Here is a 15,851-nt window from a genome sequence, read left to right on the forward strand (position 1 = left end):
AACGCACGTCGACCGACTAGTTACAGATTCAGTTCGAACCCAAGTCTGACCCAGACTCGTAACGTGGGCGGCCACCCCTCACGCCGTACAGAGTGAGACGAAGTTCCGCAGAATCTGCAGTCCCGTCTCACCGCTCTTCTCCGGGTGGAACTGCGTCCCGAACACCGTTCCTGACTCGTCGGCGATCACGGCGGGAAAGCGGGTGCCGTAGTCGGTCGTCGCGACGACGGCCGACTCGTCGTCCGGGACGGCGTAGTACGAGTGGACGAAGTAGGCGTACTCGCCGTCGACGGAACGGTCGTCCGGTTCCGTGTCGTGGGCACTCGCGTCCTGTTCGTTGCTGGACCCGTTCCCGTCGGCCCCGGACGGCGCAACGCCGGAGACGAGCGGGTGGTTGCGCTCGACGGAGAGGTCGTTCCAGCCCATGTGGGGCACCTTCTGGCCCTCGTCGAAGCGAACGTTCGTGCCGGGAATCAGATCGAGTCCACTGACGGCCGACTCGCCGGCGGACCCCTCCTCGCTGTCGGTGAGGAGCATCTGCATCCCGAGACAGATGCCGAACAACGGCGTATCGGAGTCGGCGACGGCCAGGAGGTCCTCCCGGAGCGGATCGGCGTTCTCGACGCCCTCGCGGAAGGCGCCGACGCCGGGGAGGACGACGCCGTCGGCGGCGTGGAACCGCTCGGGATCGGCAGTGATCTCGACGCTCGCGCCGGCGCGTTCGAGGCCGCGTGTGACGCTGTGGAGGTTACCGAGCCCGTAGTCGACCACGGCGACGGTCGCGTCGACCGTCTCGGGCGACGACCGGCCTGCCTGCTCGCTCATGGAAGAATATCGGGGCAGGAACGGCATGGCCCTTTCGTTCGCTGGAGCGGGTCGGCAGCCCGACCGCTCCGAGTGGATCGACCGATCGCAGCGCCGCGGACCGACCGCAGACCCGATCGGGTCGAGCAGAGAATCGTTACTATCAGTACTCACCGAGGCGAGACTGGCCACCCTCGTCCGTCGGCGAGACGCCGGCGATGGCCGCCGCCTCCTGAATCGTCTCGGCGAACGCCGACTCCTGGCTGCGATCGTACAGCGTCGCGGCCGGGTGCAGACAGATCAGCACGGGTCGCGGCGTGTCAGCCTCACCGAGGCGGACCTCCTCGACGGAGCCGGTCTCCGACGTGACGGCGACGGAGCGCTCGAGGAGGTGCTCGCTCGGTACCTTTCCGAGCGTGACGACGACGTCGGGGTCGACGCGGTCGATCTCGGCTTCGAGGTACCCGCGGCAGTTCTCGAGTTCGTCCGTCGTCGGATCGCGATTGTCGGGTGGGCGACAGCGAACGCAGTTCGTGATGCGAACCGACTCGCGTTCGAGGCCGACCGTCCGGAGCTGGTCGTCGAGGACGGTCCCGCTCCGGCCGACGAACGGTTCACCGGTGGCGTCTTCCTGCGCGCCCGGTGCCTCGCCGACGAAGAGCACGTCGGCGTCGGCCGGGCCGGTGCCGTCGACGATTCGGCTTCGCGAGTCGACGAGGGCGGGACAGCGCGTGCAGTCGGTAACACAGAGGCCCTCCATGTGCTCGGCCTGTTCGGCGTCCATGGCGAGCGCTTCGCCCGGGACGCACCTACGACTTTCGCACAGGCGGTGAAACGTGCGGCCACGGCCCGGCGAGACGGCCCTGCGCGGCCGGAAGTATTACCTAGTTCTACCCCCACTCGCCACCACGAGCGTGATTTCGTGAAATTGAGACAGCCTACCGACTTTCTGATCCTCGAAGCGCTCAAGGAGACGGGTCGGAACGTCGCACCGAATCTCGCCTCCCACACGGGGAAGAGTCGCAAGAACATCAACACGAGACTGCCCGTTCTCGAAGACTACAACCTGGTCCGAAAAGTCGGCCCGGCCGATCGCTCGGGACTCTACGAAGTGACCCCGCTCGGGAAGACGGCACTCATGCACCAGGACGAGTACGACGACGTCGAGGACTTCGAAGCCCTCATTCAGGGATCCTCGCCGGCGACGGACGGCGGCGAAGCGGCCCAAGCGGTGGCGCGTAGTTCGGACCAGCCTGAAGAGTAGATTCGAACCAGGGTGAAGCGTAGTCACCACTCGTGGGTGCGCTCAGCTAAACCGCGGGACGTCCGCGGAGACCGTTACACGTCCTCGAGCGTCTGCTCTCGATACGCGGCGCCGGCCCGTGCCAGTTGGCGGGCGACCCTGATCGGTTCCGGACGGCCACCGACCGGCGTGAACGAAGTGACGAGGGTCTCGGCGTCCGACGGCTCGCAACCGACGGCCCTGACGTACACCGTCTCCGTTCCGACCGTGACGGCGTGACGGGATGGGAGCGACCGGTAGCGCTCGAGACGGGCCGCCAGCGCCTCGCCGGAGAACGCCTCCCGGAGCGGCTGTTCGAGTCCGTCGCTCTCCTCGAACGTCACGGCGACGGTCGGGAGCCGCGTCTCTTCGTGGAGCCGTTCGAGGTCGAGAACGTTGTACCACGCAGGGGCGATCGTCCCCAGCAACAGCGCAGCGATATCCGCTCGGTCAAGATCGGCGACGAGACGCAACACGGCGTCGGTGGCGTCGCAGCCGCCGACGGTCGCCGTGGCGAACGACGCCCCATCGACGACGCGATCGCCGCGGACGACGGCCCCCGCGAGCGTACACCACGCCGAGCGCGACGAGTCGGCGATGCCGAGTACCCGACGCCCGTGTGGGTCGGGCATCGGTCGCCTACTCCTCGTCTTTGATCTCGGCCAGACGATCGATCAGTTCGTCGCTCGATGCCCCGTTGTCGAACTCGACCGTCCCCTTGTGGGCGTTTTCCTCCGACTGGACGGCGTCGTCTTCGTCGAAGTCTGCGTCGATGTCCTGTTGTTCGGACTCGTCGTAACTACCAAAACCCATACGTGTAACACAACACGACCGACGCTCAAAAAGCCACTGCTGGATAGTGACAGGACGTTCCCGTTGTCAAACATATTCGTTCGGACATCGGTGATCGAGCCGTGGAGCGACTGAGACACCAGCCGCAGAAACAGAGAGAGTCGGCGCCGCCCCCACTCGCGAGCCTCCATTCACGACGACGGTACCCATCGGCGAGGACGAACCGGACGACGGGTTTAGGACGGTTCGTCGCGTCAGCTATCATCGAGATGGAGGTCCACACCGTCACGACGGGCGCCGAGTCGTTCACCTGTAACGTCTTCCTCGTCCCCGGCGAGCGAACGACGCTGGTCGATACCGGGACGTACGACGGCGTCATCGACGAGATTCGGGACCACGTCGACGCACTCGACGCCGTCGTGCTCACTCACCAGCACGGCGACCACATCGATCGGCTCTCGGCCGTCTCCGGGAGGTTCGGGCCGGAGATATACGCGTTCGCGGACCACCCGCTCCGGACGCGAGCGATCGCCGACGGCGACGAGATTCAGATCGGCGACGAGTCGTTCGAGGTCGTCCACACGCCTGGCCACGCGGACGATCACGTCTCGTTCGTCTCGGAGACGACGCTCTTTGCCGGCGACGTCGTCGTCCACGACGACGGGGCGTTCGACGACGGGAGTTTCGGCCGCACCGATATGGCCGGTCAGTCACGCGAGACGCTCATCGAGAGCATCGAGCGGCTCCTCGAACGAACCCCCGAAACAGTCGAGCACATGTACTCGGGCCACGGCGGCGAGTTCCACGGCGACGTCCGGACCGTCGTCGAACGGGCGCTCGACCGAGCCGAGCGGCGCGAACCGAAGTATCCCGACGAGTGACGAGACGGTCCGAACGAGGGCGTCTGGCATCGCGAACGTCGATCACGATCGGCGAGACCGGTCGCGCTCGGCGTCGTCGACCGGTCAGGCCGACACGGCGGCCGCGTCGGTAACCGTGACGCGGACCGTCGTCCCGTCGTCGCCGGTCTCGAAGTCGATACTCGCACCGACGTGTTCGACGATCCAGTAGACGATCCAGAGACCGATGCCGCTGCCATGTTCGAGCGGCGTCTCCTCGCCGCGCTCGAGGACGACGAGTTCCTCGCGCGGGATGCCCGGCCCGTTGTCGGAGATGACCACGGTGGCGCCCTCGTCGGTCTCGATCGTCCGAATCGTCACGGTCGGGCCATCCGCATCGATCGGGGAGGAGCGGGCTGAGCTGGTGGATTCCAGGCCCCTGTCGTCCGACGCTCCCGCACCGTGGTCGGGGACGCCCGGTTGTAGGTGGGGGCCGGAGTCACTCGGCTGCCCGGCGGCGCGGGTCGCTTTACTGTGCTCCGCGGCGTTCTCGACCAGGTTTTCGAACGCCAGCGTGAGCGAGTCGTCGACCGCCACGTCCCCACACGATCCCGTTTCGAGTTCGTAGGTGACCTCGTGGAACCGTGTCCGCTGTTGAGCGACGATTTCCGAGAGGAGTGACTCTAGCCGGCGGAGACTGGTCGCGTCCGATTCGGTGACGAGGCGTTCGATGGTCGCAGCTTTCTCGCTCATCTCGACCATATCGTCGCTGCGTTCGACGATCGCCCTCGCCAGGGCCGCTTCGTCGACCGTCGGGTCCTGCGCCACGAGCTCCGCGTAGCCACGGATGACCGACAGGTCGTTCCGGAGGTTGTGACGGAGTGCTCGCGAGAGGACCTGCCTGAGCAGATCGAGTTCGTGTTCGCGCTCCAAGAGCGTCTCCTCGCGTCGTTTGAGTTGCGTCACGTCACGGACGACGGCCAACCGGCCCACCCGTCGTTCGCGGCGAGTGACCGGCGAGCAGTCGAGTTGAAAGTGCCGGCGGTCGCCGTCGAGTTCGCGGGAAAATTCGAAGGTGTCGCCGCCCGCCTCGAGGTGGGCGCGAACTCCGGGAAGGTCCTCGAAGAACGTTTCCAGGGCGTGACCGCTCGCACTGCCACGTACGCCGGCGAGCCGCCTGGCTGCCGGATTCGAGTAGACGACGCGGTCGTCGACGTCGAGGGTGACGACGGCGTCGTCGAGTTCCTCCACGACCCGATGCCGGCCGATCCAGCCGACTTCGAGGAAGTCCGTGTGAAAGAGCGTCCAGGTGTAGAAAAACACCGTGACGACGAGGCTCAACGGCGCCCACGGGTAGGCGAACCCGGAGAGGAAAAACGCCCCGATCGTCCCCATCACGAGAAGTGGAAGGACAGCAGCCAGCAACAGCGCGCCCTGAAATCGCCGAATTCCCTGCCCCACGGCCACCTCGCGCGCGATACAGAACAGTCCGACGGTCGCGACCAACAGGACGTACGCGATGTAGACGTAGAATGCGGGCCCCGGCGTGGCCATCGTGATGTTCCCGGGGGTCGACCCCGACCAGACGAGTTCGTGGACGGGATCACTCCAGGCGAGAACCAACAGTGCGCCGAGTGGTGAGAGGACTGCAGCGAGCAGCCGCGGCGTCAGATCGACGACGCCGCTGTACTCCGCTGTGAGGAAGAAGTAGCCGACGCCGCCGAAGGTGATGCCGACGACGAAGACGGACATGATAGCCTGTCGGGGCCAGTACGCCGTCGTGAACCGCACGGCAGCTGTCGAGAACGCCCAGAGGGAGAGTCCAGCGATCGTGACGAGTAACCCGGTGGTGCCCGGTTTGTGCCGGTGACTGAGAATGTACGGGACGAGCAGGAGCGGTAAGACTCCGCAGGACACGTAGATACCCGCTACCTGGATCGTCGCAAATTCCATCCGACTACGTACGTATCCACCCGGAACAGACCAAATAAATACTGGCCGTTTCGAGCGTCGAAACGCGGGAACAAAGATAAACAGTCTGATGAATTACGTCGGATCTGATTTCGCCGCGGTATACGAGGCGGTGCTAGAGTGACGACACGGCGCGTCACTCGTCAGAACCGTCCCGATCGGCGAGGGAGGGCGGTGTCTCGTCGTTTTCGGTTCCGCTATCCGACCCGGCATCGGTTTCGCCGCCTGGCTCGCTCTCGGCGTCGGCAGGCCCGTCTTCGCCCCCGTCGCCTGCTCGGCCGTCACCTTCGTCGGTCGATTCGCTTGCAGCACTACCGTCGTCGGATCCGCTCTCGGCACCTTCGTCTGTCGATCCGCTCTCGGAACCATCGTCGTCGTCGTGGTCCTCCACGGCTTCGTCCGGATCGTCATCGTCGTCGACACCCAGCGTCTCTTCCTCGCGAAGCTGCTTGCTCGCCTCGCGGACCTCCCGCATCACGCTCGAGATACGCTCTTCGGCCTCGAGTTCGTCCTCGATCGAGAGGTCGACCCCTTCAACCTCCAGGAGAAACTTCGAGACCTCGGTGACCTCGTACATCACGTCGTCAAGCTCCTCGGCCGTGTAGAAGTCACACATCGCCCCGTAGAGGAAGGTTGCGCCGGCTTTCCGGACCTTGTCGTCGAACGACGAGCGCGCCTGGTTGACCGCCTGGGGCGTGTACGTGTCGGTCATGAACGGCACCAGCTCGGGAAGATTCTCGCCGATCTTGGTCATCTCCACGCCCGTCTCGGTCCGGAAGTCGGCACAGAGGCGGGCGATCGCCCACTCGCGGGCCGTGACGTACGTCCGGTCGCGCAGGAACTCGTTGACCCGGTCGTACTGCGCCCCGTCCATCTTCTTGAAGCGAGCGTACTTGCGGACGTCTTCGGGCACGGATCGGTCGTCGTCGGGTTCCGGGTCCGGGACGCCGGGTGTCGGATCGGCCGCCGTTTCGCCGTCGGTCGGTCCGTCGGATGGGACTGCATCGTCGCTGGTTTCGCCCGTAGTGGCCGAATCGGCGTCCACACCGTCCGTTCCGGCCTCGTCACCGGGCGGAGTGGTGTCGCCGTCGGCAGGATCCGGGGCCGGTTCGGACTCATCGGCCGTTGCACCGTCACTATCGGCTGCCTCGGTCGATGGATCGGCGCCAGCAGAGGAGTTCGCTTCGGAGTCGTCCGTCCCAGCGTCCGTCGTCGCCTGCTCGTCAGCCTCGTCGTCGGCGGCCGTCTCGGTCGACTCGGTTTCCGGCGTCGAGCCGGGCGACTCCGACGCCTCCCGGGTGGATCGGTCCGGGTCGTCGTCGCCCGCCTCGGCTCGGTCGTTCATGGCGAGTCATTGCCAAACCGCCGAGATAAGACTGTCCCTCCGGCAGCCGAACGGGACGGGTTGGTCGGTCGAAAAAGTGAGACGGTCTACAGTTCGTGCCGATCCACTTCCTCCCACGTCCCGCGTTCCAGGACGACCAGTTCGGACTCGCCGAAGACGTAGAGGGCGTCCTCGACGTACATCGCCCTGACGCCGGGCCCGCCGACGTCGATCTGTTTTTCCTGCGTCAATGTCCCGTCGTCGTAGCTGTAGAGGTAACTCGCCTCGCCGGCCGGCACGAAGAACGCGCCGTATTCCGCGTCGTGGAGGAACGCCCGGTGGTTCTGGACCGCTTCGGAGTAGCGTTCGTCCGAAAGGATTGTCGCGTCGAGCTCGGCGGGATCCGTCCGGTCACTGACGTCGAACGTCGAGAGCTTCACCTTGCCGTCCTGCTCGCCGACGCCGAGCACGAGATCGCCCGCATCGTCGAGCGGGTGCAGGTACGTCGAGAAGCCGGGAATCTTGAGTTTACCCTCCAGTTGTGGATCGTGCGGGTCGGCGAGGTCGAGCGTGTAGAACGGATCAGTCTCGCGGAACGTGACGACGTGGCCCTCGTCACCCTCGAATCGGACGGCGTAGATCCGTTCGGTCTCACCCAGGCCCTCGACGGAGCCCGTGATCTCGAGTGCGTCGTCGAGGACGTAGACGTCGTTCTCGGAGTCGGCACCGTGGGTGCCGTGGATCGTGGTGGCGATCCGGAGGTGGCCGTCGTGTTCGTCCATCGACCACTGGTTCAACGGCGTCCCCGGCACCTCGCCGCTCGCGGTCACGTCGAGGCCGCCGTCGATCGAGACGCGTGCGATGCCGGTCTTCGTCAGGTCGCGCTGCCTGTCGTCCGCGTAGGCCGCGATCCCCTCGTCGAACGCCTCCCGGGCGTCGTCGCGCGCTTCCTCGTCGAGACTGTCGAACCAGCGCTCGACGATCGTCCGGAGTTCGACGGTCTTGGCACGTTCGGAGATGTTCAGGCCGTCCAGCGTCTCGATGCGGTCGACCGTCTCGGCGTCGAGACCGAGGTCGGCCGTACCGGTCCCAGTGAGATAGCCCGAGAGAACCTGATACTCGGAGACCGATCGCGTGTACGTGAGGTAGATCGCGTTCTCCGAGACGTACGTCGCAGAAGAGTGAGTCGAGCCGATGACGCTGGTTTCGTCGAGCAGTTCGCCGGACGCAGGATCGACGCGTGCGGCCGTGTAGACGGCATCCGCGTCGGTCTGGACGCCCGGTCGGTAGATGTCCGTACACGCGACGTCGTCGCCGTAGCCGGCGACCGGGCACGGTGCGCCTGAGTCGGGCCGATCGACGAGAACGAGGTAGAGGTCGCCGTCGACGAGTCGCGCCGTTTCGAGGCCGGTCTCGAGGGACTGATCCCAGACCTGCTCGGGGGCCGCGGGATCGCTCACGTCGTAGCCCCAGAGTCGATCGCCGTCGAAGACGACGAGCGTGTCTGTCTCGGGAACGAGCAGCAGTTCACCCGAGGCCGGGATCGTCGCGACGGGTTCGGGATCGGCCGCGTCGGTCGTATCGACGATGGTCGTCTCGTCCGACTGTGATCGGAACCGGTGGCCAGCGTAGTACGCGGCCTCCCCTTCGGCCTTCAGGACGTCCGGTTCGTCGATCCCGGCCTCCTGGACGTTCGTCCCGGAGACGTCGCGGCCGTCGCTGCCACTGGCGCCGCTGGCGTCACCGGCCGAATCCCCCTGCCCGCCCGCGTCACCGCCGCCGTCGCTCTCCTCCATCGCTTCGTCGTCGCTGGCCATCTCCACGTCGACGCCGGCGCCGAGGTACATTCCGAACCGGCCTCGATCGGCCGCCGCGAAGTACGACTCGAACGCTGCCGCGGAGTCGAACTGTGCGAGCGAGGGCGTCCCATCGCCGTGCCAGTCGGCCTGGTCACCGCGAACCGGTGTCGGTTCCGGCGAGTCGGTGAATGTCGTCCCGAACGCGCCACCGAGCGCGCCGCCGACGAGCAAGGCGACCAGCGCGACGGCGAGTATCGTCGTTCGTGTCTCGTCCATGTGCCGACCCACGACACCGACCTACATGATAACGGCGTAAGGTGAAAGGACGTTTTCACCGAGGGTCTGGATTCCGGTGAGGCGAGCAGCGACGATCCGATCGCACCGAAGTCCTATCGGATGACCCTGTCGTTCGACACGCAGTCCCTGGTCGCCGTCGTCGAGCCGGTGGGGTAAACTTCGCCCGCGTCTCTGCCCGTTCTCCGGCATTTATATGGCTCACGCCCGTGCGTCCGGGTATGACACAGACGCCAGTCATCGCGAAGGCGATCAGGACGCCACAGGGCAAAGAAGACGGCGTCTTCGCCGACGTCCGAAGCGAAGACCTCTCGATCCCGCTGATCAACCACATCCTCGAGGAGACGGGACTCACCGGCGAGGAGGTCGACGACCTGATGTGGGGCGTCGCCGGCCAGCGCGGCGAACAGGACAACAACGTCGCCCGCGTCATCTCGCTGCTGTCCGACCTCGGCGAGGGCGTTCCGGCGACGACGATCAACCGCTGGTGTGCCTCGTCGATGCAGGCGCTGATCTCCGCCTCCGACGCGATCCGCGCGGGACAGCGTGACTGTATCATCGCCGGCGGTGTCGAGAACATGTCCCGCGTGCCGATGCAGGGCGGCGAACGGGCGCTCCACCCACAACTCGCCGAAGAGTACGTCGTCACCGACCTCATGATGGGGATGACCGCAGAGGAAGTCGCCGAGCGCTACGAGGTCTCCAGGGAGGCACAGGACGAGTACGCCGCGACGAGCCAGCAGCGCGCCGTCGCAGCCACGGAGGAGGGGCGCTTCGACGACCAGATCCTCCCGATCGAGACCGAGGAGGGGACGATCACCGAGGACGAGGGGCTCCGTCCCGGAACGACGGCAGAGAAGCTGGCCGGACTCTCACCGGTCTTCACCGGCGACGGTTCCGTCACCGCCGGCAACTCCTCGCAGATCTCCGACGGCGCCGCGGCCCTCCTCGTGACGAGTGAGGAATTCGCCGACGAACACGACCTGGATATTCTGGCCGAGGTCGGCGACAACAACGTCGCCGGCGTCGACCCCACCGTGATGGGCATCGGCCCGGTCCCCGCCACCCGCGGCCTCCTCGAACGTACGGGGCGCGAGATCGACGACTACGATCTCGTCGAACTCAACGAGGCCTTCGCCAGCCAGACCGTCTACGCCCGCGACGAGCTCGGCATCGACCCCGAGATCTTCAACGTCAACGGCGGCGCCATCGCCATCGGCCACCCGCTCGGGGCGTCCGGTGCCCGTCTGCCAGTGACGCTCATCCACGAGCTCTCTCACCGCGGCGGCGGCCGCGGTCTCGCGACGCTCTGCGTCGGCTTCGGCCAGGGAGCGGCGATCGACTTCGACGTTCGATAAAGGTCCAATATAAATACACCTGTTTCTCGTTTCGAAAGGTTTAGTTTGAGTATGAAGTTGTGAGGCGGTGGCAGTTTTTGGTGCCTATGCTGAAAACTGCCACCCTCAGAGGAGCTAGCGATTGAATCAACTTGGACTTTGTGCAGCGAGAGTAGACACGGCGCGAACTGATGGCGCCGGATATTCGCCTCCATTTGGGCGATTTTTCACTTTCGAATACCATTCAAGAACTAGAGAAACACGGTGGCGAACGGAATTGAAAATCCGTCCAAGTCTGCGTTCACAATTACGTTAATCGTCCGAAGACCCCACTATAATGTTCCCGGGCTTCCAAACAGATCGGCTTTGCATTATATCACATTATACACTATGATTTCTAAGAGGTGATGTGACCACCCCTGCCAAATCAGCTAATGAGAAGGTGAACCAAAATATTTTAAATAATTTTATTTTTAACTAACCTGGGCGACAGGGAGCTCAAATGTTTTTTCAATCTCTTCATTCATATATATTATTCCAGGATCCCGCCCAGGTGTTTCTCCATCATAGTACCATCCATGACTAACAATCCATCGGAACTCTTTAGTGGAGTTACTGGTACTTGTATCCACGGTCCACCAAACCCCACGATTTGTATCCTGTTCATCTGGAAAAGAGTGCATATCAAAATCCCACTCCGAGTGAGAATGATTGTACTGGAAGTCAGTATGGCTGGTGTCTAAATTGATCGAAATGGATGGACCGACCGAGATTGTTCCCGCGCCAAACGGTTTTCCAATACCTATACTAAAAGAATAAGTTGATCCGTCGTCATTATTGGGTCGTTCTGAGAGGAACATAATATCCGGGTCTTCAGTGTCCTCATCACTACCAGGTGTACATGTCACATAATATTCTGAACTGTGCTCCCAGATATTGGTGCTTCCATCATCAGGAGATGGGGTTTTCATAAAATATGATTGGAGATTCCAGCGATTAAAAGTGTCGTTGGGGAGTTGATCATGGTTGTATCGATCATCGCTATCGTCTCCAGTGAGATAGGCAATCCATTTCCAGCCATCAGAATCAAATTTATTCCCATAGTCCCGTCTTATCGTCCAATTTATATCCTTATAATCACCGGCCGCAGCCCCGGTTGCGTTCTTACTACGATATCCGAGTTTTTCGCTTGGGCGTGGGTTATACTCGTCTTCATTTGTTATTGTTTCTCGCCTTTTTGGCTGTGCCGAGTAAAGGAACTCAGCAAGTCGTCTATTGGCATCATCAGGCTGTAGCACAAACGCCGTCCGCTCCATCGATGGGGTCCTAATACATCCTGATATGCATGAGCCTCGGATACCCAAAACAATCTTCTGAGCGGGTTGTTTCCTGTCCTGTTGTCGGAATTCAATATAAGAGCGTAAATTCCGCCCGCGCTTATGAAGGTCTTGGGATGGTTTCATCTTATGTAAGGAGAACGTCTGAACTCGAGATGAGTTCGTCGAATCCTCAACCTCGATTTCTGCTATCAATTCTTCCCCATCAATTTCAACAGTACCAGTTGCTAAGCCCATGATTTCGACTGTATTCGGATCGTACGAATACCCGTGGAAGCTAGAACTAGATCTCACAGAACCGACCGCAGGATTAGTCACTAAGCTGGTTCCTGATGTTAAGACCCCGGTTGCTGATGTGACAGCGAGTTTTCTGAGGGCACTTCTTCGGTCAATGTTCTTGGTTGCTTGTCGAACTATACAGAAACATAGAGACGGATTTTAATAATCTTATCCATTATTCTCAACTTTTAAAATAATAAATAGCAAATAAACAAATTTATTTTTTATGGAGGAGTTAGGGAGAGAGACTAGTTTCAAAAAATACATTTATATTAGCACCTATGCTGGCTGCCAAGTAGGAGTCCACCATGAATCTCGAAAACAATCTGAGGCGAGTGGCAAAACATTGTCTCTATTTTATGGGTATGTTCACGGCCCTCAACGTGAAGTCTTGCCTCACACTCTCCCACATCTGCAATATTGGGCTGTCTTATAGTCGTTTTCCCATTAATATCAAACGATTCACTATAGAGACGTTCTCCTGAAGAGGTTATAATGGTCAGGGTAACCCATTTAGTATCGCCTGTGTGGTTGATTATATCCACCGATAGATCTTTTTCCGTTATACTCCAAAATAACCCACCGCTAGCAGCTATCATCGTTGCTAAAAGACCACCCTTAACGAGAAGCACTCGACGCTCCATTATCAATTCCTACATTTCCCTTTTCAATATGCTTTTCGGTTGTTAGTCATAATAATATTATAAATGTTATTTGTATTTATCTACATTCCTAATATCTTAATAGCTAACCTATCCGCCACTCGGCCTCTGCATAAATAGTGAACGGAGCCATGTATTACACATCGAATCCAATCTAGCCGATATTTCCAGTAGGATGGTACCCATACCCCATCCGCCCGGACTCAGCCCGAGTTTACGATAGGGTCGTCTAATCGGAATACGGGTCATAGACGGCTACAGATATGCCCTCGGGAGACCGTCGCGGCTCACTGCACCGGCCAGGGAGCTGCAATCGACTTCGACGTTCGATAAGCGGCGGACGGTGGTAGTAATCGACCGCGAGCGAGGCACACGATTTTCATCCTCCGCCCCCTACCGGACGTATGGTCACTCCGCTGCTCGTCTTCCTGATCGCCGTTCCGATCGGGATCCAGCTCCTGTTGGCGGCGTTCGTCCACTACGACGCCGGTGACATCGGGATGAACGCCCGGAAGTGGGCGGCGATCGTCGGGGGGATTCCGATCGCCGGCCTGGCGATCTACCTGCTTGCCCGGAGCGAGCACTTCTACGATCCCGCCGACGATCCATTTCGCGAACAGACACACGAGATTCACCCCTCCAGACGGGACGAGCCGGCCGATCCGGCCGCGACGCAGTCGGGGTCGGGACGGAGATCCGACGGTGACGCGACGGCGTCTATGGCGCGTCAGGCCGACAATGGCGATGCGGCCAGCGACGATGGCGGCGGTTCCTGATTGCCGCCCCATCCGGCCGGGAGAGTAATCCCACGTCGGGACGAGACGGCCCGTATGGCGTCAGTCTCCTGGTCGTTCGATCCGGCCACCAATCCGACGCTCCGGTGGCTCGGCTGGTGGCAACTGGTGCTGGTCGACGGCTGGGCCGTCCTCGGGTCGATACTGCTGCTCGCGTCCCCCGTCGTCCCGACCGGAATTGGCCCCATCGCTGGTTTCATTACGGTGATACTCGCGATCGGACGGGCGCAATCGTGGGTCGAAACTGACGGCACCTGGCTCGACGGCGTCGAAGCCGATCTCGACGCGGTCGCGACCCATCCCGTCCCACGGCAACTCTGGGGACGCTTCGAATCGACGTCCACGGCCGACGGTCTCGTCCCCGACGCGACGGGGCAGACGCTACACGTCCATCGCCGAGTCGTCGCGCCGGCAGTCGCCGCCCTTCTGGGCGGGCTCGGCTACGCCATCGGCTGGGCGCTGATCGGGCCGATCGTGGTCACCATTGCTGTGGTCGCCGGACTCGCGGGCGGACTCCTCTCGAGGCTGCTGGACCGGGGCCGTGCGAGTGGGGAGATCGATCCCGACGACGACCGGGTGACCTACCGCGGTCGAACCCGGACCCAGTCGTCGATCACGGACTGGTGGACGGTTCGCCTGGGTGCGATCACTCTGCTTCGCTGTCGCGGCCCGCGCGGACTGGACGAACCGAGGTGGCTCGCGGTCTCGACAGATCGAGCGCCAGCCGTCGCGGCCGCGCTCGCGACCGAGCCAGCGGCGAGCACCGCAGCCGATCGTGACGCCGGCGGGCTGACGGGAGGAGGCCACCGACTGAGACTGAAAGCCGCCATCGTCGGAGCCGGGGTCGCACTCGTCGGCGTCGGTGCCGGGTTCGCTGGACAGTACGTCCACCCGGGGGCGACATCCGGATTCGTTCTCGTCGCGATTTCCGGGGCCGCAGTCACCGCACTCCTCTCGATCGCGCTCCTCGTCGGCGTCGTCCGTGGCCGTGCTCGTCGCGGAACGAGTCGCTAGTCGACCAATCCTGACAGCACCGAGTGTCGATCCAACACGCATCCGACCACGACAGCCGGGACGACCGAATCTGTCGACCCGCGCCACGTCGCGCAGCACCTATAGCCATCCCAGCGGAATGGCGGTCCATGGCCGACGTCTACGACAAACTGGTTCGTGACGAGATTCCCGCCATCATCGAAGCTGATGGCGACGAACCAACGATCCACCGCGCCGACGACGCGGCGTACCGCGAGCGGCTGGCCGACAAGCTAGACGAGGAGGTCACTGAGTTCCTCGAAAGCCGCGACGTCGAGGAGCTAGTGGATATCGTGGAGGTAGTGCACGCGATCCGGGGCACGCGTGGCGTTAGCCTCGAGACGTTTCAGGAGAAACGGGCCCGAAAAGCCGACCGGCGGGGACGGTTCGAGGAACGGATCGTCCTCGAACGGGTCGAGCGATCGTAGCGACGACCTGGCTGGTATCGACTCCGGCAGGTCACCCGGCCGACGAAGTGACCAGACGTGATCCGAACGGACCCAGGGACTGCCGCCACAACTGATTACGATCCCCGGGCCGAAGTGAACGCATGATCTTCGGAAACGACCGACTTCGAGCAGCCGTCGAGGATGGCGAGGGCGACACCATCCGCGTCGGCCCGTGTATCACCTCCATAACAACGCGATCACGGACCACCTGAACTGACGATGTGGCCCTGGGAACACGTCCTCGTCGGCTACCTGGCGTACTCGCTGCTCGCTCACCTGTGGTGGCGCGACGGACCGAGCGGGCTGGAAGCGATCGCCGTCGCCGTCGGCGCACTCGTGCCCGATCTCGTCGACAAGCCGCTGGCCTGGGAGTTCGGCGTCTTCGAGTCGGGCTACGCCATCGGCCACTCGATCTTCTTCGCACTCCCGATTTCGCTCGTCGCCGGCGTGCTCGCCAACCGGCTCGGGAAGCGCCGAATCGGCATTGCCCTCGCCGTCGGCTACTTGTTCCACCTGCCGGGTGACCTCCTCTACGGCTTCGTCCAGGATCGCGTTCTCTATCTACAGACCATCAGCTGGCCGTTCGGTACGGTCCCACCAGCTGGCGACCCGCCGGGCTTTCAGGAACAGCTTACCTACTTTCTGAACGGCTATCACGCGGAGCTCACGAGCGGCGACCTCTCGACGTACGTCCTGATACAGCTCGGACTGGCAGGTCTCGTCGTAGCCCTCTGGCTCTACGACGGCGCACCGGTCCTCCGCGAGTGCCTCCACGCTCTGAAGCGTCTAGGCCACCGGTTTCTGGCGGTCATAGGGTGACGCGGAACGGAATGGGCGCGGTGTCGCTGTCGGTGGG

Annotated in this window: 15 protein-coding genes and 1 pseudogene; 7 read left to right on the plus strand and 9 right to left on the minus strand. The window is 62.6% G+C overall.

The features are described from left to right. Positions 1–78: 78 nt before the first annotated feature. Both hisH and C479_RS08295 read right to left on the minus strand, forming a co-directional pair. Positions 79–825: an imidazole glycerol phosphate synthase subunit HisH gene (gene hisH / locus C479_RS08290; protein WP_007700837.1), complete on the minus strand. Its 747-nt coding sequence runs from the start codon at positions 823–825 to the stop codon at positions 79–81. Between the two features lie 142 nt (positions 826–967). Further along, positions 968–1,588 carry a uracil-DNA glycosylase gene (locus tag C479_RS08295; protein WP_007700839.1) on the minus strand — a complete coding sequence of 207 codons (621 nt, stop codon included), beginning with the start codon at positions 1,586–1,588 and terminating at the stop codon, positions 968–970. Positions 1,589–1,726: 138 nt separating this feature from the next. Between C479_RS08295 and C479_RS08300 the strand changes: the two genes are divergently transcribed. After that, positions 1,727–2,068 (plus strand): winged helix-turn-helix transcriptional regulator, encoded by a 342-nt coding sequence (locus C479_RS08300; RefSeq protein WP_007700842.1) that lies wholly within the window; start codon positions 1,727–1,729, stop codon positions 2,066–2,068. 74 nt (positions 2,069–2,142) lie between these two features. Here the strand turns inward: C479_RS08300 and C479_RS08305 are convergent, their stop codons facing one another. Further along, the gene (locus C479_RS08305; RefSeq protein ID WP_007700845.1) at positions 2,143–2,718 is read right to left on the minus strand and encodes an endonuclease dU; all 576 of its coding nucleotides are present in this window, start codon (positions 2,716–2,718) and stop codon (positions 2,143–2,145) included. Between the two features lie 7 nt (positions 2,719–2,725). Then, the gene (locus C479_RS08310) at positions 2,726–2,899 is read right to left on the minus strand and encodes a DUF5786 family protein (RefSeq protein WP_007700848.1); all 174 of its coding nucleotides are present in this window, start codon (positions 2,897–2,899) and stop codon (positions 2,726–2,728) included. A 248-nt stretch (positions 2,900–3,147) separates the two neighbouring features. Between C479_RS08310 and C479_RS08315 the strand changes: the two genes are divergently transcribed. Beyond that, entirely contained in the window at positions 3,148–3,759 is a 612-nt protein-coding gene (locus C479_RS08315; protein ID WP_007700850.1) for an MBL fold metallo-hydrolase, read from the plus strand. Between the two features lie 84 nt (positions 3,760–3,843). Here C479_RS08315 and C479_RS08320 read toward each other — a convergent pair whose 3' ends face one another. From C479_RS08320 to C479_RS08330, 3 genes and pseudogenes are all read right to left on the minus strand, one after another. After that, positions 3,844–5,670 (minus strand): histidine kinase N-terminal 7TM domain-containing protein, encoded by a 1,827-nt coding sequence (locus C479_RS08320; RefSeq protein ID WP_007700852.1) that lies wholly within the window; start codon positions 5,668–5,670, stop codon positions 3,844–3,846. 445 nt (positions 5,671–6,115) lie between these two features. After that, positions 6,116–7,033, minus strand: a pseudogene (locus tag C479_RS16985) (DUF5806 family protein); the annotation flags it as partial. 86 nt (positions 7,034–7,119) lie between these two features. Next, on the minus strand, positions 7,120–9,087 hold the full coding sequence (locus C479_RS08330) for a beta-propeller domain-containing protein (protein ID WP_007700857.1): 1,968 nt from the start codon (positions 9,085–9,087) through the stop codon (positions 7,120–7,122). A 239-nt stretch (positions 9,088–9,326) separates the two neighbouring features. On the opposite strand from C479_RS08330, the gene C479_RS08335 reads away from it, so the two are divergent. Beyond that, on the plus strand, positions 9,327–10,463 hold the full coding sequence (locus tag C479_RS08335) for a thiolase family protein (RefSeq protein WP_007700860.1): 1,137 nt from the start codon (positions 9,327–9,329) through the stop codon (positions 10,461–10,463). A 452-nt stretch (positions 10,464–10,915) separates the two neighbouring features. Here C479_RS08335 and C479_RS16055 read toward each other — a convergent pair whose 3' ends face one another. Both C479_RS16055 and C479_RS16060 read right to left on the minus strand, forming a co-directional pair. Beyond that, the gene (locus C479_RS16055) at positions 10,916–11,758 is read right to left on the minus strand and encodes a hypothetical protein (RefSeq protein ID WP_152415841.1); all 843 of its coding nucleotides are present in this window, start codon (positions 11,756–11,758) and stop codon (positions 10,916–10,918) included. Positions 11,759–12,330: 572 nt separating this feature from the next. Then, positions 12,331–12,702, minus strand: a complete 372-nt coding sequence (locus C479_RS16060) for a hypothetical protein (protein ID WP_152415842.1) — start codon at positions 12,700–12,702, stop codon at positions 12,331–12,333. 422 nt (positions 12,703–13,124) lie between these two features. On the opposite strand from C479_RS16060, the gene C479_RS08340 reads away from it, so the two are divergent. The 4 genes from C479_RS08340 to C479_RS08355 all read left to right on the plus strand — a co-directional run bounded on the left by C479_RS08340 (position 13,125) and on the right by C479_RS08355 (position 15,814). Continuing rightward, the gene (locus C479_RS08340; RefSeq protein ID WP_007700863.1) at positions 13,125–13,496 is read left to right on the plus strand and encodes a hypothetical protein; all 372 of its coding nucleotides are present in this window, start codon (positions 13,125–13,127) and stop codon (positions 13,494–13,496) included. A gap of 54 nt (positions 13,497–13,550) precedes the next feature. Beyond that, positions 13,551–14,528, plus strand: coding sequence for a hypothetical protein (locus tag C479_RS08345; protein ID WP_007700866.1), 978 nt, complete (start codon positions 13,551–13,553; stop codon positions 14,526–14,528). A gap of 128 nt (positions 14,529–14,656) precedes the next feature. Then, a complete protein-coding gene (locus C479_RS08350) occupies positions 14,657–14,974 on the plus strand; it encodes a nucleoside triphosphate pyrophosphohydrolase (RefSeq protein ID WP_007700869.1) in 318 nt (105 codons plus the stop codon). Between the two features lie 240 nt (positions 14,975–15,214). Beyond that, the gene (locus tag C479_RS08355; protein ID WP_007700872.1) at positions 15,215–15,814 is read left to right on the plus strand and encodes a metal-dependent hydrolase; all 600 of its coding nucleotides are present in this window, start codon (positions 15,215–15,217) and stop codon (positions 15,812–15,814) included. The last annotated feature ends 37 nt before the right edge of the window (positions 15,815–15,851 follow it).

The sequence above is a fragment of the Halovivax asiaticus JCM 14624 genome (assembly GCF_000337515.1).
GTDB lineage: Archaea > Halobacteriota > Halobacteria > Halobacteriales > Natrialbaceae > Halovivax > Halovivax asiaticus.

Coding starts and splice junctions, on each gene's coding strand:
- C479_RS16055 (WP_152415841.1), bottom strand. CDS start 11,758: ATGGAGCGGACGGCGTTTGTGCTACAGCCTGATGATGCCAATAGACGA.
- C479_RS08315 (WP_007700850.1), top strand. CDS start 3,148: ATGGAGGTCCACACCGTCACGACGGGCGCCGAGTCGTTCACCTGTAAC.
- C479_RS08330 (WP_007700857.1), bottom strand. CDS start 9,087: ATGGACGAGACACGAACGACGATACTCGCCGTCGCGCTGGTCGCCTTG.
- C479_RS08305 (WP_007700845.1), bottom strand. CDS start 2,718: ATGCCCGACCCACACGGGCGTCGGGTACTCGGCATCGCCGACTCGTCG.
- C479_RS08335 (WP_007700860.1), top strand. CDS start 9,327: ATGACACAGACGCCAGTCATCGCGAAGGCGATCAGGACGCCACAGGGC.
- C479_RS08310 (WP_007700848.1), bottom strand. CDS start 2,899: ATGGGTTTTGGTAGTTACGACGAGTCCGAACAACAGGACATCGACGCA.
- C479_RS08345 (WP_007700866.1), top strand. CDS start 13,551: ATGGCGTCAGTCTCCTGGTCGTTCGATCCGGCCACCAATCCGACGCTC.
- C479_RS08295 (WP_007700839.1), bottom strand. CDS start 1,588: ATGGACGCCGAACAGGCCGAGCACATGGAGGGCCTCTGTGTTACCGAC.
- C479_RS08340 (WP_007700863.1), top strand. CDS start 13,125: ATGGTCACTCCGCTGCTCGTCTTCCTGATCGCCGTTCCGATCGGGATC.
- hisH (WP_007700837.1), bottom strand. CDS start 825: ATGAGCGAGCAGGCAGGCCGGTCGTCGCCCGAGACGGTCGACGCGACC.
- C479_RS16060 (WP_152415842.1), bottom strand. CDS start 12,702: ATGGAGCGTCGAGTGCTTCTCGTTAAGGGTGGTCTTTTAGCAACGATG.
- C479_RS08320 (WP_007700852.1), bottom strand. CDS start 5,670: ATGGAATTTGCGACGATCCAGGTAGCGGGTATCTACGTGTCCTGCGGA.
- C479_RS08355 (WP_007700872.1), top strand. CDS start 15,215: ATGTGGCCCTGGGAACACGTCCTCGTCGGCTACCTGGCGTACTCGCTG.
- C479_RS08350 (WP_007700869.1), top strand. CDS start 14,657: ATGGCCGACGTCTACGACAAACTGGTTCGTGACGAGATTCCCGCCATC.